A 3,329-nucleotide genomic window follows, 5' to 3' on the forward strand; every position below is an offset into this window, starting at 1 on the left:
CCGCGCGCACGGCGGCGGCGCGATCGCGCAGCACGGCGGCGCGGCGGCGCAGGGCGGCCGGCGAGCGGTCGGTCCAGCGCGCGTTCTGGCCGGGCCACCCGGTGCCGGTGGCGAACTCGGGGTGCTCGACGTTGCGGTACTCCCAGTCGAGCGCCAGCACCTGCTTCAGCCGCTCGGCGTCCGCCGCGGCGGGGCGGGCGGCGAGGGCGCGGAAGCGGGCGCCCCAGTCGGGCGCCTGCGCCCCCAGCGGGGCGGCGGCGAGGAGGGCGGCGAGGAGGAGGCGGCGCGTGGGCGGGACCATGCGCGGGACCATGCGCTCACGGGGCGACGCGCGCCACCCCGCCCGTCAGTCGAACAGCGCCGGCACGTCGAGCGTCAGCGGCTCCCGCGCGCCGTCGGGCTGCCACACGAGGCGGTCGGCGGTCTCGCGGGTCGCGCCGGGGGTGAAGACGATGATGGACCGCGTCTCGCCGTCGACGACCCAGTACGTCGGGATCCCGGCCTCGTCGACGTAGAGCGCGCGCTTGCGCTCCAGGTCGCGCCGTCGCGTGCTCGGTGACAGCACCTCGACGACGAGGCTCGGGCGCGGCGCGGTCTCCCACGCAGCGCGCGGATCGGGGTGCGGCTGCCGGACCATGAGGTCGGGCTCGACCTCGACCACCTGGCCGATACGGAAGACGGCGCGCGGGCGGTAGACGAGCCCCAGCCCCTCCGCCTCGACGTACGGCACGAGTGCGTGTCCGAGCCGCGCCGCGATCGTCTCGTGCTGGTTGGTGGGTGCGGGCGTCACCCACAGCTCCCCGTGCACGAGCTCGTACTTGTTGCCGTCGTCGGGGAGGGAGTGCACCTCCTCGAGCGTCCAGCGCTTGACTGCGGTCGCCATGGGCATGCGCGGGCGGCACGTGGAGGGTGCGGACGGCGGTCGGACATGCGCGACGATGGCGTCGCCGCCCGTCGCACTCCGCTCCGGGGCGACGCGACGCGTGCCGATCCGACGCGTGCCCCGCCGCCGAGCGTACGCTCGGCGCGCGCGCCGAGTCAAGCGCGGCGGGACGTCGTGGCTCCGTCAGGGGGCGACGCGCGCCACCCCGCCCCACACCAGCTCGTGGAACCGGTGGTCCATCTCGCGCGGCGACGGGCGGTCGGGGCGCTCGGTCCACCAGCGCAGCATCTCCAGCAGCGCGGCCGCGAACACGCGCGCCATCCCGGCCCGCGGCAGCGACGCCCGCTCGGCGTCGGGGCGCAGCTCGGCGAGGCGGCGCTCGATGAGCCGCGCGATGTGCCCCGCGAGCAGGTCGTACACCGTCCCCTGCAGCCCGGCGCGCGCCAGCGCGTCGGTGAAGCGCGCGAAGTCGGCGACGTGCGCGAACAGCTCGGCGACCGGCGCCACGCGCGTCGTCCCCGGCGCGACGCGGAGGAAGTGCGCCTCCATCATCCCCCAGAACCGCTCGGCGTCGCTGAGCAGCAGGTCGTCCTTGCCGCGGAAGTGCGCGTAGAAGGTCGCGCGCCCCACCCGCGCGCGGTCGAGCACCTGCTGCACCGAGATGTCGGCCCACGCGTGCGCGAGCATCAGCTCGACCAGCGCCTCGCCGAGCGCGCGCTGGGTGCGCACGACGCGGCGGTCGGGGGCGCGGCCGGGCGCTCGGGCGGCGCGTTTCCGAACACTCGGGCGGGGTCCGTTCGGCATCGTCGCGTGGGAGGTGTCGCGCCCGCCGGCGGGGCGTCATGGTGCCGACGGAGAGCATGGCACCACCACCGCGGAGGGTCAATGCACGGCCAGGCGTACGACGACACGCAGGACGGCAGGTGGGACGGGCGGGCCGGCGGCGCGGCGCTGTTCGCGGGCACCGCGATGCTGCTGACGACGATGGCGTTCCACCCCACGGGGCACGCGATCCTGCGCGACGCCTCGGGGACGGCGGCGCGGCTGAGCGCGGGGGTGCACGCGCTCGCGCTGGCCGCGGTCCCGCTCCTCCTGCTCGGCGGGGTGGCGCTGACGCGGCGGCTGCGCGGCGCGCTCGCCGAGCTGGCGCTGTGCTGCCACGCGGTCGGGCTGCTGGCCGGCATGATCGCCGGGATGGCGAGCGGCTTCCTCTCGACGTCGCAGCTCGCGCGGGCGCAGGCGGAGACCGGCGCGGCGCGCGAGGCGACGCTGCTGCTGGTGCGCTACAGCGGGCTGCTCAACCAGGCCAGCGCGCGCGTGCTCGTCGGGATGGGCTCCGCGGCGATCCTGTGCTGGTCGGCGTCGGCGCTGCGGTCGCGGCGGCTCCCCGCCGGCGCGGCGTGGACGGGGATCGCGGTCGGTGCGACGACGCTGCTCGTGCTGCTCGCCGGGCGGCTGTCGCTGGGCGTGCACGGGTACGGCGCGGTGGTGCTCGGGCAGGCCGTATGGTTCGTGCTGGCGGGGCGCGCGCTGCGGCGCCCCGCCGGCGCGCCCTGACTCACGTCCCGCCGCGCCGCGTCCAGAGCAGCACGACCCCGCACCCGCCCTTGGCGCTCGAGAACTCGGGGGGCGTCTGGCCGACGCCGCGGTACACCTCGATGCCCTGCACCTCCTGCGGCAGCAGCACCTCGTCGATCGGCGCGTCGCCGACGAAGATCTTCGCGCCGTCGACGTAGAAGTCGGGCAGGCAATCGCCGAGCAGCGGCCCGACGCCGCCGCGCGCCATCGTCACGTGTCCGCGCAGGCTGACGAACACCCCGGGGATCAGCCCGAACAGCTCGGCGGTCCCGATGGCGCGGCGCCGGTCGATCTGCTCGCGCGTGACGTACGACCCGAGCTGCGAGCGCCGGCGGCGCTCGAAGCCGGCGAGCATGCTCGCGGTCGCGCCGCGCGCGGTGACGCGCACCGGATCGAGGCGCCGCCCGTCGGTCGTGCGCACGTCGGCGGCCCCGTCGCCCGCGGCGAGCGCGCGCAGCGTCATCGCCAGCGCCCCCGCGGCGGAGTCGGCGGGGATGGCCACGGGCGCGAAGCCCAGGGCGCGCGCCACGAGCGCGGCGCCCGCGCCGGCGGCCGGAAGGTCCGCGGCGGTCAGCTCGACGGCGAACCACCCCGCGCTGTCGGTCGGCGGCGAGAGCACGCCCGGGGCGGTCGACGAGTCGGCGGCCCCGACGCGCACGCGCACCCCCGCGGCCGGCGCCCCCGCCGCCGCCAGCGCGCGCCCCTCGACGCGGCGGCCGTCGCCGGGCGCGGCGCCCGCCGCCTCGGGAAGGAGCAGGTCGCGGCGCCCGACGGCGCGGTCGCCGAGCGCCCGCGCGTCGGCGCCGAGCGCGGTCCCGTCGGCGCGCACGACGCGCAGCGAAGTCGGAGGCCAAGCGGTCTTAGGAAG

3 protein-coding genes and 2 pseudogenes are annotated in these 3,329 nt (G+C 77.7%); 1 reads left to right on the forward strand and 4 read right to left on the reverse strand.

Annotation, left to right across the window (positions count from 1 at the left end; genetic code table 11):
* The 3 genes and pseudogenes from PYV61_RS22855 to PYV61_RS22865 form a co-directional block, all read right to left on the reverse strand.
* A pseudogene (locus PYV61_RS22855) lies at nt 1–313 on the reverse strand (hypothetical protein); the annotation flags it as partial.
* Nucleotides 314–346: 33 nt separating this feature from the next.
* Complete coding sequence (locus PYV61_RS22860) at nt 347–883, reverse strand: Uma2 family endonuclease (protein ID WP_275836037.1); 537 nt, start codon at nt 881–883, stop codon at nt 347–349.
* A 183-nt stretch (nt 884–1,066) separates the two neighbouring features.
* Nucleotides 1,067–1,612: a TetR/AcrR family transcriptional regulator gene (locus tag PYV61_RS22865; RefSeq protein ID WP_275836039.1), complete on the reverse strand. Its 546-nt coding sequence runs from the start codon at nt 1,610–1,612 to the stop codon at nt 1,067–1,069.
* Between the two features lie 156 nt (nt 1,613–1,768).
* On the opposite strand from PYV61_RS22865, the gene PYV61_RS22870 reads away from it, so the two are divergent.
* Nucleotides 1,769–2,440, forward strand: a complete 672-nt coding sequence (locus tag PYV61_RS22870) for a hypothetical protein (protein ID WP_275836041.1) — start codon at nt 1,769–1,771, stop codon at nt 2,438–2,440.
* Between the two features lies 1 nt (nt 2,441).
* Here PYV61_RS22870 and PYV61_RS22875 read toward each other — a convergent pair.
* Nucleotides 2,442–3,329: pseudogene (locus tag PYV61_RS22875) on the reverse strand (hypothetical protein); the annotation flags it as partial.

The organism is Roseisolibacter sp. H3M3-2 (assembly GCF_029211165.1).
Taxonomy (GTDB): domain Bacteria; phylum Gemmatimonadota; class Gemmatimonadetes; order Gemmatimonadales; family Gemmatimonadaceae; genus Roseisolibacter.

What these genes read in the sequence shown, in the direction of transcription:
- PYV61_RS22860 (WP_275836037.1), bottom strand. Translation starts at nt 883, where the DNA reads ATGGCGACCGCAGTCAAGCGCTGGACGCTCGAGGAGGTGCACTCCCTC.
- PYV61_RS22870 (WP_275836041.1), top strand. Translation starts at nt 1,769, where the DNA reads ATGCACGGCCAGGCGTACGACGACACGCAGGACGGCAGGTGGGACGGG.